The following is a 13,608-nucleotide window of genomic DNA, read 5'->3' on the forward strand; positions in this document are numbered from 1 at the left end:
CGCAGGCGGTAACACGGAACACGGTCGTCGACGAACCAGGTGTGCGTGATGGAACGCCGGATCTTTGGCATCGAGACCGAGTTCGGGGTCACCTGCACGTTCCACGGGCAGCGCAGGCTGTCCCCTGACGAGGTCGCCCGCTACCTGTTCCGCCGGGTCGTATCGTGGGGGCGGTCGTCGAACGTCTTCCTGTCCAACGGCTCGCGCCTGTATCTGGACGTGGGGTCGCACCCGGAGTACGCCACGGCGGAGTGTGACGACCTGACGCAGCTGATCACGCACGAGAAGGCAGGCGAGCGCATTCTCGAGGATCTGCTCGTCGACGCGGAGCGGCGGCTGGCCGATGAGGGCATCGGCGGTGACATCTTCCTGTTCAAGAACAACACCGACTCGGCGGGCAACTCCTACGGGTGCCACGAGAACTACCTGGTCGGCCGGTCCGGCGAGTTCTCCCGCATCGCCGATGTCTTCCTTCCGTTCCTGGTCAGCCGGCAGCTCGTGTGCGGTGCGGGCAAGGTGCTGCAGACGCCGCGGGGAGCGGTGTACTGCCTGTCCCAGCGGGCCGAGCACATCTGGGAAGGGGTATCGAGCGCCACCACGCGATCCCGGCCGATCATCAATACCCGGGACGAACCGCACGCCGACGCGGAACGCTACCGGCGGCTGCACGTGATCGTCGGGGACTCGAACATGGCGGAGCCGACCACGCTGCTCAAGGTCGGCGCCGCCAACCTGGTACTGCAGATGATCGAAGAGGGCGTGCAGTTCAAGGACTTCACGCTGGACAACCCGATCCGGGCGATCCGCGAGATCAGCCACGACATGACGGGCAGGCGCAAGGTGCGTCTCGCGGGTGGCCGGGAGGCCTCGGCTCTGGAGATCCAGCACGAGTACCACAGGCGTGCCGTGCAGTTCGTCGATACACACGGGGCCGACCCCACGACCAAGCGGATCGTCGAGCTGTGGGGGCGGGCGCTGGAAGCCGTGGAGCAGCAGGACTACAGCAAGATCGACACGGAGATCGACTGGGCCATCAAGTACCGCTTCGTGGAGAGCTACCGGGCCAAGCGCGGCCTGGACCTGTCCAACCCGCGCGTCGCTCAGCTCGACCTGGCCTACCACGACATCCGTCGCGGCCGGGGCATCTTCGATGTGCTGCAGCGCAAGGGGCTGGTCAAACGGGTCACCGATGACGGTGAGATCGAGCTGGCCAAGGACACGCCGCCACAGACGACCAGGGCCAAGCTGCGGGGAGACTTCATCGCCGCGGCGCAGGCCGCGCAGCGCGACTTCACGGTCGACTGGGTGCATCTCAAGCTCAACGACCAGGCGCAGCGCACCGTGCTGTGCAAGGACCCGTTCCGCAGTGTCGACGAGCGTGTCGACCGCCTGATCGCGAGCCTCTGACTCCGGCGGGGTGGGAGCCGAATGTGACACCGGGCGCCCAAGTAGGCGCCGAACGTGACATCCGGCTCCCACCTCGTTGCGGGAGTGACGGCGCCGCCGGCGTGCCTGTGGTGGTTGCCGCGCGGAAAGTCCATACGACTGGCCCGATCCTGCCGCGCGTGACCAGGTGTTGGCGTTAGGCTCGGGGCGTGTCAACCGCACGTGCCGAACGTCTGGTCAACCTGGTACTCGCGTTGCTGTCCACGCGACAGTACCTCACAGCCGAGCGGATCAGGGCGACTGTGCCCGGCTACGCGGGCGCGACCAGCGACGAGGCCTTCTTCCGCATGTTCGAGCGGGACAAGGTCGAGCTGCGCGAGCTGGGTGTGCCGTTGGAGACCGGCCGTAGCTCGGTGTTCGACAGTACCGACGGCTACCGCATCGCACGCAGGGACTACGAGCTCGGGGACATCGATCTCGCCGCGGACGAGGCCGCCGCCGTCGGCCTGGCCGTCCGGCTCTGGGACTCGCCGGAGCTGACCGGGCCCGCCGACAGCGCGCTCGTCAAGCTGCGCGCCGCGGGGGTGGAGGTGGACACCTCCGGCTCCGGGATCGTGCAGCCCCGGGTACGCACCGAACGCGCCTTCACCCCCATGCTCACGGCGGTGCAGCAGGGTAGGCCCGTCCGGTTCGACTACCGGCGCGGCGACTCCGCCGAGCGCAGGACGCGGACGCTCGAACCGTGGGGCGTCGTGTCCTGGCGAGGGCGCTGGTACACGGTCGGGCACGATCGGGACCGGCAGGCCACACGGTGCTTCCGGCTCTCGCGTGTCATCGGGGAGGTCCGTCTGATCGGCAGGCCCGGGGACGTGGAAGCACCGCACGGGGTGGATCTGCTGGGGCTGGTCGCGGGTAACCCGGACGACGACGGGGGGCAGGTGAGTACCGCCCGCCTGTGGCTGGCCGAGGGCAAGGCGGCCGGTATCCGGCGGAAGGCCACCGTCATCGGCAGGCGTGCGCTGGGTGGAGAGCCCGGCGAGGAGGTGGAGATCGAGCTGTACTGCATGGAGAGCGCTGCCCGGTGGATCGCCGGTTACGGCCCCGATGCCGTGGTGCTCGATCCCGACGTGCTCGCCAAGACCGTCCACGAGCGGCTGGATGCCATCGCCAGGGAAGGGATCCGGGCATGAAGGCGGTCGCGCAGCGGTTGCCGCGGTTGCTCGCGCTTGTGCCGTACTTGCTGGCGCGTCCGGGTATCAGGATCGACGATGCGGCAGCGGACTTCGACGTCACCCCCCAGCAGCTGCGCAAGGATCTCGAGCTGCTGTGGATGTGCGGGCTGCCCGGTTACGGCCCGGGCGACCTGATCGACCTGTCCTTCGACGCCGACACCGTGACGGTCACCTTCGATGCCGGGATGCGGCGGCCGCTGCGGCTGACCGGGAGGGAGGCCACCGCGCTGCTGGTCGCGCTGCGGGCACTGGCCGAGACGCCAGGAGTGCTGGACGCCGACGCGGTCCGCAGGGCGATCGCCAAGATCGAGTCGGCGAGCGGGGAGGCGCGACCGGACGGGGTGGTGATCGATCCGGGCGTACGCGAGTCCGACCCGACCGCGTCGACCCGGCGAGCGGTCCAGGACGCGCTGACCAGGGCACGCGCGCTCCGGATGCGGTACTACACGGCGTCGACGGACCAGATCACCGAGCGGGTCACCGACCCGATGCGGATGCTCATCGTCGACGGGCACGGGTACCTCGAGGCCTGGTGCAGGCGCGCGGAGGGGGTGCGTATGTTCCGGCTCGACCGCATCGACATGCTGGAGGTGCTCGACGAGCGGGCCAGTGCCCCGCCCGACGCGGAGCCGATGGACGTCTCCGATGGTTTGTTCCCGCCCCGGCCCGAGCACAGCGAGGCCGTCCTGGTGCTGGCTCCGGAAACGCGATGGATGGCGGAGTACTACTCCTGCGAGGAGCTCGGCGAGCTGACCGGCGGCAGGCTGCGCGTCCGCATGCGCTACGGCGACGAGGACTGGATGGTGCGGCTCCTGCTCGGTCTCGGCGGGGATGTCACCGTCGAGGATCCGGTCGAGCTGGCCGAACGGGTCCGTTCCCGTGCGGTCGAGGCACTGCAGCGCGCCGGACACCTGCCGGTAACCCGGGAATGAGGGAGCGGGGAGTACAGTATCGGCGTGGGCGAGGTCACTGTGTTCACCATCCTCGGCGTCGTGCTTCTCGGCGCCCTCACGGCGCTGCTGGCGCTGTCGGTGCGTACGTATCGCTCGTTGCGCATGTACCGCACGACGTCGCGGCTGGTTCTCGCGAGTCTCACCGGACACGTCCGGTTACTGCGTGCGCGGGCCGCCGGCGTGCGTGTCGGGTTTCGGGAACGGTTCGGTGCTCGTTCGGGTTGATCCTTTTCCTGCTATCCAGTTAGCTGGATCGAGGAACAGTAGAATGGCCGCAAGGCAAGAAAGGAGGCCACGATGGGACCTTTTTCACCGTGGCAGCTCGCTATCCTCGTCGTCGTGCTCGTCCTGTTGTTCGGCGCGAAGAAGCTCCCGGACGCTGCCCGCTCCCTCGGCAGGTCGATGAAGATCTTCAAGGCCGAGACCAAGGGACTCCGCGAGGAAGACGGTGCGGACTCGACGGCCGAGACGTCCTCGGAGCCGGCATCGGCGGCGTCGTCATCGGACCCGGATATGCGGCAGCTTCCCACCACGCAAGCCTCCGCGACGCGCACCGACAAGTCGGAGGACGCCTCGGCGGACGAGCAGATCGCGGACCTGCAGCGTCAGCTGAACGAGATGAAGGGCAACGCCGACGAACCACACCGGAACGCGAGCTGACGACCCGGCGGATCGATCCTCCGGCAACGGCGGACGCCGGCCGCGTACGCGTCGTGTAACGGTCGCTCGCGCGGTGGCGTGTGCCTGGCGAGCGGGCATCGCAGGCGGCGTGCAGCCGGGGCCGGGTGAACGACGCGAGTGACGTATGTGTATCGGAGAGACACCGTGGCTGAGTTGGGCGGGTCATGAGCGCTGACGCCACGTCCAAACGGACGACGCGCCGGGACGCGCGGCGGCGCCGGAGCCGTCGCTACAACCCCGACGGGTCGATGACCCTCATCGAACACGTGTACGACTTCCGCAGGCGGCTGCTCTACGCGCTGCTGGTGGTCGTGGCCGGTGGCGCGATCGGGTTCGCGTGGTTCGGCATGAGTGTCGGCCCCCTCCCCGCTCTTGGTGACGTCATCAAGGGCCCGTACTGCGACATTCCCGAGGAAGCCCGCCTGGACACCGGTGACGGGTGTCAGCTGCTACAGACGGCGCCCTTCGAAGCCTTCATGATCCAGTTGAAGGTCGGCATCGCCGCCGGTATGGTGCTGACCGCACCACTGTGGCTGTACCAGATCTGGGCGTTCCTCGCGCCCGGCCTGTACCAATGGGAGCGCAAGTACGCGCGAGTCTTCGTATGCGTGGCGTCGCTGCTGTTCGCGCTCGGTGCCGCGCTCGCCCTCGTCATCGTTCCCCTCGCGCTCGGCGTACTCGTCGGGTTCGGTGGCGACACCTTCATGACGGCCTTGCGCGGCCAGGAGTACATCTCCTTCATCCTCGCGCTACTGGTCATCTTCGGGATCAGTTTCGAGCTGCCGCTGCTGATCGTGATGCTCAACAAGGTCGGCGTCGTGCAGTACGAGCAGCTCAAACGCTGGCGGCGCGGGATCATCGCCGCGCTGTTCGTCTTCGCCGCCTTCGTGACTCCGACCGACCCGTTCTCCATGATCGCCTTGGCCTGCGCGTTGACCGGCCTGTTCGAGCTCGCCATCCAGCTCGCCCGGATGCACGACCGCAAGCTGGAACGGCAACGGGTGGCCGAAGGTTTCGACGGCCTGTCCGACGACGAGGCCGCCCCGTTCACCTACACCCCGACCAGCAGCGCGGGAGAGGACCCGGCCGAGCAGCCGGGCCCGGACTCCTCCTCCGGCGGGCGCACCGATGACGTGACATGACGACGCGACGCGAATCCGACTGCGGACACGGTCCCAGGTGTGCAACCCTGGGTGCGTGGCTGAACGCCTAGATCTCTCCCCGGCGGAGGCCTACGTGGCCGCCAAGCGCCGGGCTTCGTATCCGCAGCTCACCGAGTTCGCCGCGCAGATGGCGTTCGAGTTCGACGATTTCCAGCGCCGTGGCTGCGAGGCTCTCGAGGACGGCCACGGCGTGCTGGTCTGCGCCCCGACCGGCGCGGGCAAGACGGTCGTCGGCGAGTTCGCCGTGCACCTCGCGCTCGCCGAGGGACGCCGGTGCTTCTACACCACGCCGATCAAGGCGCTGTCGAACCAGAAGTACGCCGATCTCACCGCGCGGTACGGGGAAGGCTCGGTAGGCCTGCTGACCGGGGACACCGCGATCAACTCCACGGCGCCTGTCGTGGTGATGACCACCGAGGTGCTGCGGAACATGCTGTACGCGGGCTCCTCGGCGATCAACGAGCTCAGCTACGTGGTGATGGACGAGATCCATTACCTTGCCGACCGTTTCCGCGGAGCGGTGTGGGAGGAGGTGATCCTGCACCTGCCCGAACACGTTCGCGTCGCCGGGCTGTCGGCGACCGTGAGCAACGCCGAGGAGTTCGGTGAGTGGCTGGTCGAGGTGCGGGGGGACACCGCTGTCGTGGTCGACGAGCACCGGCCCGTGCCGCTGTGGCAGCACATGATGGTGGGCAAGCAGATGTTCGACCTCTTCGCCGCGGACGGCGAGGGGCGGGCCCGGATCAACCCGACGCTCGTCAAGCGCACCGAGGAGGCCCGGGCGGCGCTCGGTCCGGCGGGGCTTCGCGGGCAGCGCGGGCAGCGCAACCATCGGGGACGGGGCAAGGGCCCGCCGCCGCGTGGCGGGCGGGGGCCGAAGTTCCGGCCCCCGTCACGGATGGATGTGATCCAGCGGCTCGACACCGAAGGGCTGCTCCCTGCAATCGTGTTCATCTTCTCCCGGGCCGGCTGCGACGCCGCCGTCGAGCAGTGCGCGCGCGCCGATGCCCGGCTCAACGGGCCGGAGGAGGTCGAGCAGGTGCGCGCGATCGTGGACGCGCGGACGGCGGACCTTCCGGAGCGCGACCTGGGCGTGCTGGGCTACTGGGAGTGGCGCGATGCGCTGGAGCGCGGTATCGCGGCACATCACGCCGGGCTGCTCCCCGCCTTCAAGGAGACCGTCGAGGAGCTGTTCGTGCGCGGCCTGGTCAAGGTGGTCTTCGCGACGGAGACCCTGGCACTGGGGATCAACATGCCCGCGCGCACCGTCGTGCTGGAACGCCTGGTCAAGTACAACGGTGAAGCGCACGTGGATCTCACGCCGGGCGAGTACACGCAGCTGACGGGCCGTGCCGGGCGGCGTGGGATCGACGTCGAGGGCTACGCGGTCGTGCTGTGGCAGCCGGGGGTCGACCCGAAGCACGTGGCGGGCCTGGCCTCGACCCGGACCTACCCGTTGCACTCCTCGTTCCGCCCCGGCTACAACATGGCCGTCAACCTCGTGGGGCAGGTCGGCGTCGAGCAAGCGCGCGAGCTGCTCGAACAGTCCTTCGCGCAGTTCCAGGCCGACCGTTCCGTGGTGGGGCTCTCTCGCAAGATCGACAGGAACAACGAAGCCCTCACCGGGTACGCGGAGGCAGCGGGGGAGGACTTCGCGCAGCTGCGCGAATACGTCGAGCTGCGCAGGAAGATCTCCGATCGGGAGAAAACGCTTGCCAGGAAGCGCAAGTACGCTCGACAGGACGAGGTCGCCGACTCGCTGGAGCGGCTCCGCAAAGGCGACGTGATCTCGATCCCCAACGGCAAGCGCGCCGGGCTGGCCGTCGTGATCGATCCGGGAACCGATCCGGCGCGTGAGCCCCGGCCGGTCGTGGTGACCGAGGATCGCTGGTCGGGGCCGCTGTCGGTCGCGGACTTCCCGAGTCCGGTGTCCTCGCTCGGACGCGTCCGCCTGCCCAAACACGTGGATGTGCGCTCGCCGAGGGTGCGTCGTGACGTCGCCTCCTCGCTGCGCAACACCGGCATCGCCCCGCCGGGCAAGAAGCGGGGCAAGACGGACGCGCACTCCGACCCGGAGCTGTCCCGGCTGCGCGACGAGCTACGCGCGCATCCCGCGCACGGGCTGGCCGACCGGGAGTCCCGCGTGCGGTGGGTCGAGCGATACGAACGACTCGAGCAGGAGAACAACAAGCTGGAGCGCAAGGTAGCAGCGCGTACGCACTCGCTGGCCCGGTCGTTCGACAAGATCCGTGCGCTGCTTACGGAGCGGGGCTATCTCGCCGACAGCGAGTCCGGGGACGGTTCCGGAGATGGCCGCATCACCCGGGTCACCGAGCACGGCTACCGGCTCGCCCGGATCTACAGCGAATCGGACCTGCTGACCGCCGAGTGCATCCGCCGCGATGTCTGGCGCGGGCTCGGCCCGGCCGAGCTGGCTGCGGTCGTATCGACCCTGGTGTACGAGGCTCGCAGGGACAGTGCCGGGGAACCCAAGGTGCCATCCGGCGGTGTCGCCGAGGCGTGGGAGCACACCACGCGGGTGTGGTCCGAGCTCGCCGAGGACGAGCGCAGGCACAAGCTGGAACGTACCCGGGAGCCGGATGCGGGGTTCGCCTGGCCCGTCTATCGCTGGGCGCGTGGTGAGTCGCTGGAGAAAGTGATGACAGCGTCCGAGTCGGCGGGACAGGAACTGTCCGCAGGTGACTTCGTGCGCTGGTGCCGGCAGGTCGTCGACCTGCTCGAACAGCTTCGCGACGTGCTCGGCAACAGCGACGAGATCGGGAATGCGGCCGGGGACGCCGTGCGAGCGATTCGCAGGGGCGTGGTGGCTGCCGGAGCGACGTAGCCTGCCACCGGGCGGGCCGGTACCGTGCCACCGGTTCTCGCCGGACCCCGTTGGGGATGCGGCTCCACCTGCTGTGGTTGGATCGCGAGAGGACGACTGGACGGCGATTCTGCGGAGGCGAACGATGAGCACGCCGTACGGAGGCAACGACCCCCAGCAATGGGGGCAGCAACCCTACGGCGGCGAGGCGCACGGGGGGCCGCCGTCGGGCGGGTTCCCGGCGCAGGGCCAGTGGGGGCAGCAGCCCGGCTACCCGCAGCCGGGCCAGGAGCAGTGGGGGCAACAGCAACCTCCCGGTGGTTACCCGCAGCCCGGCCAGCAGCCCCAGCCCGGCCAGCCCCAGTGGGGACAGCAGCCCGGCCAGCCGTACCCGGGGCAGCATCCCGGCTACCCGCAGCCCGGCCAGGAGCAGTGGGGGCAGCCCCAACCGGGACAGCCCCAGCCCGGCCAGCCTCAGTGGGGGCAACAGCAACCTCCGTACGACCCGTACCAGCAGGGCGGCTACCAGCAACCGCCGGTCGGGTACCCGGGCCAGCACGGTGGCTTCCCCGGTGGCGCCGGGGACGGCGGTTCGGGTTCGAAGTCCGGCCTGGCGCTGTGGATCGGTGTACTCATCCTGATACTGCTGATCGGCACCGTCGCGTTCCTCGGCTTCGTCGCACCCGGGTGGTTCACGTCCACTGTGTTCGACAACGAGGAAATGGAGCGCGGTGTGCAGGACGTGCTCACCGAGCAGTACCAGATCGAGGGCGTGGAAAGCGTGACCTGCCCGGACGGGCAGCAGGTCGAGGTGGACCATTCGTTCGACTGCACGGCGGTGATCAACGGCGAGGACCGCTCCGTGAATATCACCGTGACCAGCGAGGACGGCAACTACGAAGTGGGCACGCCGGAGTAATTCCGTGGCGCTGTCGCGGCCGCGTGCGGCAGGATCCCGGCATGACAGACCGAGTGGTCCGCACCCTGGACCGATCCGAGCATCTGGCCGCGTACGAGGTCTTCGCCGAGGCTCTGCACGCGCCGCGCGGTGCCGACGAGAACCGGGAACGCATCGAGCGGGCGCATCAGGTCGGGCGCTGCCTGGGTGCCTTCGACGGTGACGAGCTGGTCGGCACGGCCAGGTCGGTCGACGCGTCGGTGGCGGTTCCCGGGGGCGGATCCGTACCCGCGTCGGCGGTGACCGGGGTCGGGGTGCGGCCGCACCGCACCCGCCGCGGCGTGTTGCGCGAGCTGATGAATGCCCAGCTGGGCGCGTTCCGCGAGCGCGGGGTTCCCCTCGCGGGGCTGCTGGCCAGCGAGGGCGCGATATACGGCAGGTTCGGCTACGGCGTGGCCACCGTGGAACGCTCGTTGCGAGTGTGGCGGCACGGCACGCGGGTTCGGGAGCAGGCACCGTCCGGCGGCGATGTCGAGCTGCTCGACATGGACGCTGCGGTGCGGCGGGTTCCCGAAATCTACCGGTCGCTGGCACCTGCGCGGCCGGGCATGCTCAGCAGGCCGGAGCAGCTCTGGGCCGGGTGGGAAGGTTTCTACCGCCGGTCGAGCGGCGTGGCGCGGGGCGTGGTGTACCACGGCCGCGACGGTGTCGAGGGCTACGCGATGTACCTCGTGGAGCGTGGCCGGGACGGGGGAGACGGCGCGTGCGTGCTGTCCGTCGACGACATGCTCGCCTGCTCGGACTCGGCATTCGCCGAGCTCTGGCGCTTCCTGCTGGGGGTCGATCTGGTCGACCGCGTCGAGGTGTCGAACCGACCGCTCGACGAGCCGGTCGATGCACTACTCGACGACCCGCAGGCGTGCCGCACGACCGGCATGCACGATCACCTGTGGCTGCGCCTGGTCGATGTGCCGGCCGCGCTCGCGGCACGGGCCTACGGTCCGGACGCCGCCGTCGTGCTGTCGGTGCACGACCCGGTGTTGCCGGACAACTCGGGCACCTACCGGGTCTCCGCTGCCGGTGTCGAGCGCACGGACCTGGCGGCGCAGCTGCGCGCGGAGGTGGACACGCTGGCGATGTTGTACCTTGGCACATGGCGTCCGAGCGCGCTTGCCGGTGTGGGCAGGCTGGAGGTCATCGATCCGGCCGCCGTGGAGCCGGCCGACCGCTTGTTCGCCGGGGCCGTGCCGCCCTGGTGCGGGACGGGCTTCTGACGGAGACAGCGTGTCAAGGAGGTTGGCGTGCCCCTTCCCTTCCCGAACCGGTCGACGGGTGGGGCGGTACGTGGCGGCCTGCTCCTGCTGGTGCCGGTGGTGCTGCTCGTGGTGGCATGTGCGCCAGGCGAGTCGGGGCCGGGCGAGGAGTCCCGGTCGACACGCTCCTCGGCGGCATACGAGGTGCCGGACGTCACGTCCGTACCCGAACGGCGGCCGCCGGTGTTCGACGACGCGGCCGTGCAGGATGACGTGCACACCGTGCTCGCCGAGGACTACGGGATCGACGATCTCGATGTCGTGACCTGCCCTCCGCAGCAGGTTGTGGCGAAGGGCAACACGTTCACCTGCACCGCGGTGATCTCCGGTGCGGAACGGAGCGTGCCGATCACGGTCACCAGTGACGAGGGCTCCTACACCGTGGGCCGACCGGAATAGGACCGGGCCGGTCAGGGCCGGGCCGAGACGGTACGTACCGCGTCAAGCAGGCGATCCGCCGACCCGCCGAGGTTCCACTGCTCGGCGAGGCGCCCGACGCGGGCCGGGTCCGCGGGCGCGGCAGGGGTGGCCTGGTCCCCGGACAGGTGCACGGGGGCATCGCGTACCACGCCGACGACTCGCGGCGCGACGGTGAGGTAGTCGGCTGCCTCGGCCAGCCGCGCGCGGGTCTTGGCGGGCACGCTCGGCTCGCCGGCACGTGCCGCGTGCAGCAGCTCGGCGAGCGAACCGAACTGGACGATGAGTTTGGCCGCCGTCTTCTCCCCGATCCCGGGCACTCCAGGCAACCCGTCCGAGGGGTCACCGCGCAGCACGGACATGTCCGCGTAGGCGGCGCCCGCGGTGTCGAACGGCAAGGCGTACTTGTCGGCGAGCTCCCGCTCCCCGAGGATCTCGGCCTTCGCCCAGCCCCGTCCCACGTAGATCACGGTGGCGGGCGTGGGTGCGGAACGCACCAGCTGGAAGAGGTCCCTGTCCCCGGTGACGATCTCGACCGGCGCGGCAGTCTCCCGCGCGGTGAGCGTGCCGATGACGTCATCGGCCTCGTAGCCGGCAGCCTCTGCGGTGCAGATCCCCATCGCGTCGAGGAGCTCGAGGATGATCGGTACCTGCGGGCCGAGCGTGTCCGGCACCTCCTCGACGGTGTCACCGGCATCGCTGTCCACCCGGTGCGCCTTGTAGCTCGGCAGCAGGTCGACGCGGAACTGCGGGCGCCAATCCGCGTCGAGGCATGCCACGAGCTTGCCGGGAGACCGGTCGAGGATGATCCGGGCGAGGGTGTCGGCGAAACCCCGCACGGCGTTGACCGGGGTGCCGTCGTGCGCGCGAAGCGACTCGGGCAGGGCGTGGAACGAGCGGAAGTACAGGCTCGCGGTGTCCAGGAGCACGAGGGGAGCAGTCACGTACCGCAGCGTGCCACAGGGAATCACACGCGGTACAGCCAGTACCCACCCGGGAGCCGCGCCGGCTCCGCGGCCGTGTGACCGGCTACCGACCGGTGCGTGTCCCTCCCTCGTGCTGCGTGGCGATCGAGCGGATACGCTCGGGCCATGTCGCGTCCATCACCGCACCATGTCGCACCTGATCCGGAAAGCCTGCGTGCCAGGATCGAGCGCGCGAGCGCGGTCGCCGCCGAGTCCGGCACCGATGCGCTGCTGATCTCCCCAGGCGCGGATCTGCGATACCTGCTCGGCGTGGCAGGCGGCTCGTACGAGCGGCTCACCACGCTCATCGTGCCCGCGGGAGATGCCGCGCCCTCGCTGGTGCTGCCGAAGCTGGAGCATGCGGCCTACGGTGAGGTCCCCGCTGACGAGCTCGGGCTGAAGGTGGTGACCTGGCGGGACGGCGAGGACCCGTACCAGCTCGTCGCGGATCTGGTCCGCCTCTCCGCCGAACCGGGCCGGGTAGCCGTCAGCGACGCGATGACGGCACGGCACGTGCTCGCGCTGCGGGACGCGATCCCGGACGCCGAGCAGGTTCTGGCCGGTACCGTGCTGCGTAGCCTGCGCATGCGCAAGGACCAGGCGGAGGTCGACGCGCTGCGCGCGGCCGCGGAGGCCATCGACCGTGTCCACGCGCGCGTGCCCGGCATGCTGCGCGCCGGGCGCACCGAGGCCGAGGTCGCCGCCGACCTGGAAGCGGCCATCATCGAGGAAGGACACACCGGGGCGGAGTTCATCATCGTCGGCTCGGGGCCGAACGGCGCCAGCCCGCACCACGAGGTATCCGACCGCACGATCGAACGTGGTGACGTCGTCGTGGTCGATATCGGGGGACCGATAGCGTCCGGGTACTACTCGGACTGTACCCGGACGTACGCGGTGGGCGAGCCCCGTGAACCGGACGTGCGGTCGGCGTACGGGGTACTGCAACAGGCGCAGGAGGCCGCGGTGGCAGCGGTACGTCCCGGTGTCGCCGCGCAGGACATCGATGCGGCGGCCCGGCAGCCGATCGCCGAGGCCGGCTACGGTGACCAGTTCATCCACCGCACCGGCCACGGTATCGGGCTCGACGTCCACGAGGAGCCGTTCGTGATGGCAGGCAACGAGTTACTTCTCGAGCCCGGTGTCACGTTCAGTGTCGAGCCGGGTATCTACCACAACGGACGGTGGGGCGCCCGGATCGAGGACATCGTGGTCGTCACCTCCGACGGCGTCGAGTCGCTGAACAAGCGCCCGCGTGACCTGTTGGTGGTCGGGGAGTGAGTTCGGCACTCGAGCCGGTGGACAAGGCCATCGCGCGGGAGCTCAACGCCGACGGGCGGTGTAGCTTCACCGATCTCGCCGCCCGGGTCGGCCTGTCGGTCTCAGCCGTTCACCAGCGGGTCCGCAGGCTCGAGGAGCGGGGGCTGATCAAGGGCTACACGGCTCAGCTGGACGGGGACCAGATCGGGTTGCCGCTGACCGCGCTGATCTCCCTGACACCGACCGATCCCGCTGCCCCCGATGACTACCCGCAGCGCCTCGAGCACATCCGTGAGATCGAGTCATGCTACTCGGTCGCGGGGGACGAGTCCTATGTGCTCCTGGTGCGGGTGACCTCGCCACGCGCGCTTGAGGAGCTGCTGCGCCAGATCCGGGAGGTCGCCAACGTATCGACCCGGACGACTGTGGTGCTGTCCACACCGTTCGAAGGGCGCCCCGCTCCGATCTGAGCCGTTCGGACACCGCTCCGGCCGTCGTGACCGGCTCGCCCGGCAC

Annotated in this window: 13 protein-coding genes; 12 read left to right on the forward strand and 1 reads right to left on the reverse strand. The window is 69.7% G+C overall.

Annotation, left to right across the window (positions count from 1 at the left end; translation table 11 throughout):
• Positions 1 to 48 precede the first annotated feature (48 nt).
• The 10 genes from pafA (at position 49) to H0B56_RS09780 (ending at position 10,849) form a co-directional block, all read left to right on the forward strand.
• Complete coding sequence (pafA, locus tag H0B56_RS09735; protein ID WP_180892655.1) at positions 49 to 1,407, forward strand: Pup--protein ligase; 1,359 nt, start codon at positions 49 to 51, stop codon at positions 1,405 to 1,407.
• 188 nt (positions 1,408 to 1,595) lie between these two features.
• Entirely contained in the window at positions 1,596 to 2,576 is a 981-nt protein-coding gene (locus H0B56_RS09740) for a WYL domain-containing protein (RefSeq protein WP_180892656.1), read from the forward strand.
• On the forward strand, positions 2,573 to 3,550 hold the full coding sequence (locus H0B56_RS09745; RefSeq protein ID WP_180892657.1) for a helix-turn-helix transcriptional regulator: 978 nt from the start codon (positions 2,573 to 2,575) through the stop codon (positions 3,548 to 3,550). Before H0B56_RS09740 ends, H0B56_RS09745 begins: the two co-directional genes overlap by 4 nt.
• Before the next feature lie 24 nt (positions 3,551 to 3,574).
• Entirely contained in the window at positions 3,575 to 3,796 is a 222-nt protein-coding gene (locus H0B56_RS09750; protein ID WP_180892658.1) for a hypothetical protein, read from the forward strand.
• A gap of 72 nt (positions 3,797 to 3,868) precedes the next feature.
• Positions 3,869 to 4,231 (forward strand): Sec-independent protein translocase subunit TatA, encoded by a 363-nt coding sequence (gene tatA, locus H0B56_RS09755; protein WP_180892659.1) that lies wholly within the window; start codon positions 3,869 to 3,871, stop codon positions 4,229 to 4,231.
• Between the two features lie 185 nt (positions 4,232 to 4,416).
• The gene (gene tatC / locus H0B56_RS09760) at positions 4,417 to 5,394 is read left to right on the forward strand and encodes a twin-arginine translocase subunit TatC (protein ID WP_180892660.1); all 978 of its coding nucleotides are present in this window, start codon (positions 4,417 to 4,419) and stop codon (positions 5,392 to 5,394) included.
• A gap of 55 nt (positions 5,395 to 5,449) precedes the next feature.
• Complete coding sequence (locus H0B56_RS09765; RefSeq protein ID WP_343063828.1) at positions 5,450 to 8,260, forward strand: DEAD/DEAH box helicase; 2,811 nt, start codon at positions 5,450 to 5,452, stop codon at positions 8,258 to 8,260.
• 124 nt (positions 8,261 to 8,384) lie between these two features.
• A complete protein-coding gene (locus H0B56_RS09770; RefSeq protein WP_180892661.1) occupies positions 8,385 to 9,158 on the forward strand; it encodes a DUF4333 domain-containing protein in 774 nt (257 codons plus the stop codon).
• Positions 9,159 to 9,199: 41 nt separating this feature from the next.
• On the forward strand, positions 9,200 to 10,411 hold the full coding sequence (locus H0B56_RS09775) for a GNAT family N-acetyltransferase (RefSeq protein ID WP_180892662.1): 1,212 nt from the start codon (positions 9,200 to 9,202) through the stop codon (positions 10,409 to 10,411).
• A gap of 27 nt (positions 10,412 to 10,438) precedes the next feature.
• Complete coding sequence (locus H0B56_RS09780; RefSeq protein ID WP_180892663.1) at positions 10,439 to 10,849, forward strand: DUF4333 domain-containing protein; 411 nt, start codon at positions 10,439 to 10,441, stop codon at positions 10,847 to 10,849.
• Positions 10,850 to 10,860: 11 nt separating this feature from the next.
• Here the strand turns inward: H0B56_RS09780 and H0B56_RS09785 are convergent, their stop codons facing one another.
• Positions 10,861 to 11,811, reverse strand: coding sequence for a 5'-3' exonuclease H3TH domain-containing protein (locus H0B56_RS09785; RefSeq protein ID WP_180892664.1), 951 nt, complete (start codon positions 11,809 to 11,811; stop codon positions 10,861 to 10,863).
• Positions 11,812 to 11,958: 147 nt separating this feature from the next.
• Here H0B56_RS09785 and H0B56_RS09790 point away from each other — a divergent pair, with 147 nt between their 5' ends.
• Together H0B56_RS09790 and H0B56_RS09795 are read left to right on the forward strand one after the other, a co-directional pair.
• Positions 11,959 to 13,113 (forward strand): M24 family metallopeptidase, encoded by a 1,155-nt coding sequence (locus H0B56_RS09790; RefSeq protein WP_180892665.1) that lies wholly within the window; start codon positions 11,959 to 11,961, stop codon positions 13,111 to 13,113.
• Positions 13,110 to 13,562 carry a winged helix-turn-helix transcriptional regulator gene (locus H0B56_RS09795; protein WP_180892666.1) on the forward strand — a complete coding sequence of 151 codons (453 nt, stop codon included), beginning with the start codon at positions 13,110 to 13,112 and terminating at the stop codon, positions 13,560 to 13,562. Before H0B56_RS09790 ends, H0B56_RS09795 begins: the two co-directional genes overlap by 4 nt.
• The last annotated feature ends 46 nt before the right edge of the window (positions 13,563 to 13,608 follow it).

This window comes from Haloechinothrix aidingensis (assembly GCF_013450155.1).
GTDB lineage: Bacteria > Actinomycetota > Actinomycetes > Mycobacteriales > Pseudonocardiaceae > Haloechinothrix > Haloechinothrix aidingensis.

Coding starts and splice junctions, on each gene's coding strand:
- pafA (WP_180892655.1), top strand. CDS start 49: ATGGAACGCCGGATCTTTGGCATCGAGACCGAGTTCGGGGTCACCTGC.
- H0B56_RS09745 (WP_180892657.1), top strand. CDS start 2,573: ATGAAGGCGGTCGCGCAGCGGTTGCCGCGGTTGCTCGCGCTTGTGCCG.
- tatA (WP_180892659.1), top strand. CDS start 3,869: ATGGGACCTTTTTCACCGTGGCAGCTCGCTATCCTCGTCGTCGTGCTC.
- tatC (WP_180892660.1), top strand. CDS start 4,417: ATGAGCGCTGACGCCACGTCCAAACGGACGACGCGCCGGGACGCGCGG.
- H0B56_RS09770 (WP_180892661.1), top strand. CDS start 8,385: ATGAGCACGCCGTACGGAGGCAACGACCCCCAGCAATGGGGGCAGCAA.
- H0B56_RS09775 (WP_180892662.1), top strand. CDS start 9,200: ATGACAGACCGAGTGGTCCGCACCCTGGACCGATCCGAGCATCTGGCC.
- H0B56_RS09790 (WP_180892665.1), top strand. CDS start 11,959: ATGTCGCGTCCATCACCGCACCATGTCGCACCTGATCCGGAAAGCCTG.